Source organism: Jiella sonneratiae, from assembly GCF_017353515.1.
Taxonomy (GTDB): Bacteria; Pseudomonadota; Alphaproteobacteria; order Rhizobiales; family Rhizobiaceae; genus Jiella; species Jiella sonneratiae.
This window is the reverse complement of record NZ_JAFMPY010000066.1, coordinates 1-1,933: the sequence shown is the minus strand read 5'-3', so window position 1 is coordinate 1,933 and position 1,933 is coordinate 1. Positions and strand designations below refer to the sequence as shown.

Genomic DNA, 1,933 nt, shown 5'->3' with positions numbered 1-1,933 from the left:
GTTGTAGCGATGAACCCAGTCTCGAAGCGTCTGGCGATCCATGCCGCACGTCTCGGCGGCCGACCGGCGATCCACGCCGTCCAGGACCAGCGCGATCGCCAGCATCCGCCGCGCCGCCTTCGCATCCGAACTCTTCGCCGCAGCCGCGCGAAGCGCCGCCGATGAGTGGTCCGTTCGAGTGATCTCTACCGCCATCGAAACCTCCGTGGTTCAATGCCAGTGAATCACTCGCTCGCCATCAAGGGAATCCCCGCCGAGTCAGAAATCGTGGCCGTTGGTATTACTGACATGGCGAATTCAAATGGCGATAACGCAAAGTCTTTGGCCATCACGATGGAGGAGTTGCAACGGGAAATTTCCCGAGACGATTTATTTTCTATGATTGAAACTGATTTAGTTCGTAGAGCAAAGATATTAGCAGATAAAATCTGGGAAGGCTGTTCTTTAGAAGCGGCAGAAGCTCTTGTGCAAGTAGGGGTCGATTTTTCATTTCAGTCTCGGTAGACAGGATACACTTTATATCACATAGCGACAGCAATGGGTCGAAAGGATTTGTTCGATCTCTTTTGTGACGCTGCCCGCCCAGACACTGAAGCGGTTGACCGTTTAGGACGTTCGCCAGGCGATTTGGCTATGATGTTGGCGAATGATCCACCTCTTTGCCAGCACGTTCGTCGGACCTTCGCCCAGTTTCGCAGGCTCGAACGGTAGCGAGCATTGTTGCATTATACCTACATTTGTGGGTATACTTGTTGAGAAAAGGCAGGTGCACGATGGACCGAACGATGACGAACACAGGTGATAAGGGCGATATGCTCAAAGTGCGCATGGACGCGGTGACGCTGTCCATGATGGACACGGCGCGCGCCTATCTCAAGCTCGACAAGAGCAAGTTCATCCGGGAGAGCGTCCGCGAGAAGGCGGAGGCGGTCATCGCCGAGCACCAGAAAACGAAGTTCTCCGCCGAAGACTGGACGGCGTTCTTCGGCGCGCTCGATGCGCCCGCCGCCCCGACGCGGCGCATGAAAAAGGCGGCTGCGAAGTTCCGCGACCTCCAGCGCTAAGGTGGAGTTCGCCGCGCTCGATCCGAAGGGCCACGACCGCAAATCCTTCGATTGCGGCGTTCCGGCGCTCAATGTCTATCTCCAGCGATACGCCAACCAGGACCTTAAACGCAGCCTGACCCGCATCTACGTCCTCGCCGACGGTCCCACCATCATCGGCTACTACTCGATCAGCGCGCATTCGGTCCGCCGCGACCATCTGCCCGAAGACGTCCAGGCCGGCCCTTACGAAGACATTCCGTTCCTGCTCCTCGGGCGTCTCGCCGTGGATAGACGCTGGCAGGGCCAGGGCTATGGCGATGCGCTCATCGTCCATGCCTTCGACACGACGCGCAAGGCGGCGAGCCAGATCGGCATCCTCGGCATGATCGTCGAAGCCAAGGACGAGAAAGCCGCCGCCTTCTATGAGGGGTTCGGCTTCCGCCGTCTTGCCGCCACGACGAACCGCCTCGTCCTGCCGATCACGGCCATGGACGCACTTCTCGGCGCCTGATCCGTCTGCAGCGTCCTACCCATCCGGCGCGGTAATACGGGCGAAACGCTTGTTGGCCGGGTATTTCCGCTTGCGCCCCGCGTCCTGACAATCCCCTTTCGATCCGACTGCCCGGCCTGACCTCCAGCCGTGATGATGCGCCGTGTACCGTCCTCGGGACGGCTCTCCGGGTCAATGGCCTGCCCGCTCCATTCGCCTTCGCTGTCGCTCGGCTCCCGTGTTGGCCATGACCCGCGCCGCCCGGTCCGGTGTGAATCGGCGTGGAATAAGGACCCCGTTTCAGGGGTGATCGGCGTCCAAACGGGACCCCTGTGACGCAGGGGTTCAAAGTGCCTTCCGAGATTGATCGGAGGCCGAGTTGGGATGCTTGTCGTGG

Annotated in this window: 4 protein-coding genes; 3 read left to right on the top strand and 1 reads right to left on the bottom strand. The window is 59.6% G+C overall.

Annotated features, from left to right (window positions below):
* Window positions 1–195, bottom strand: a 195-nt coding sequence (locus tag J1C47_RS23480; RefSeq protein ID WP_207353221.1) for a helix-turn-helix domain-containing protein, incomplete at its 3' end; no start/stop codon positions are given.
* Window positions 196–213: 18 nt separating this feature from the next.
* Here J1C47_RS23480 and J1C47_RS23475 point away from each other — a divergent pair.
* The 3 genes from J1C47_RS23475 to J1C47_RS23465 all read left to right on the top strand — a co-directional run bounded on the left by J1C47_RS23475 (window position 214) and on the right by J1C47_RS23465 (window position 1,557).
* Window positions 214–504, top strand: coding sequence for a hypothetical protein (locus J1C47_RS23475; protein ID WP_207353220.1), 291 nt, complete (start codon window positions 214–216; stop codon window positions 502–504).
* A gap of 269 nt (window positions 505–773) precedes the next feature.
* Window positions 774–1,064 (top strand): type II toxin-antitoxin system TacA family antitoxin, encoded by a 291-nt coding sequence (locus J1C47_RS23470; RefSeq protein WP_245396769.1) that lies wholly within the window; start codon window positions 774–776, stop codon window positions 1,062–1,064.
* 1 nt (window position 1,065) lies between these two features.
* Window positions 1,066–1,557, top strand: coding sequence for a GNAT family N-acetyltransferase (locus J1C47_RS23465; protein ID WP_207353219.1), 492 nt, complete (start codon window positions 1,066–1,068; stop codon window positions 1,555–1,557).
* The last annotated feature ends 376 nt before the right edge of the window (window positions 1,558–1,933 follow it).